This is a genomic window from Bacillus sp. SRB_8 (genome assembly GCF_003264205.1).
GTDB classification, from domain to species: Bacteria; Bacillota; Bacilli; order Bacillales; family Bacillaceae_G; genus Bacillus_A; species Bacillus_A mycoides.
Genome location: NZ_NADT01000209.1, coordinates 1 through 433, shown reverse-complemented (window position 1 = coordinate 433; position 433 = coordinate 1). Strand labels below are relative to the sequence as shown.

General features: G+C 70.7%; 1 pseudogene. It reads left to right on the top strand.

Going from position 1 to position 433, the window contains the following annotated elements:
- A pseudogene (locus tag B5P40_RS32460) lies at positions 1–259 on the top strand (hypothetical protein); the annotation flags it as partial.
- Between the last annotated feature and the right edge of the window lie 174 nt (positions 260–433).

The following is a 433-nucleotide window of genomic DNA, read 5'->3' as shown; positions in this document are numbered from 1 at the left end:
GGTGGCGCAGATGCACGACGAAGAGCTGCTCGAAGCCATCGGCAAGAAGCGCGGCGCCATGCAGGGCGGCGGGCGCGTCAACCTGCAGAAGACGGCCGAGATCGTTCTGACCGACTTCCGCAGCGCGATCCTGGGCCGCATCACGCTGGAGGTGCCGGCCGAGTTCGAGGCCTGGAGCGCGGTCGCCGCGGTGCAGGAGGCCGAGCGCGCGGCGCGCAAGGAAGCGCGCAAGGCCAAGCCCCAGCGCAGCCAGCGCTGAACCGCCACCGCGTTGTGGCGAACGCCCACGAAAAAGCACCCGGTGCCGCCGCATAGCAGCACCGGGTGCTTTGTTTCAGGCCGGCGCAGGGCCTTACTTGTTCTTCAGCTTGCCGCGCGGCGCCACGGCGGTGACGGGCGGCGTGGGCCGGTCGGACACCGAGCCGCCTTCCTT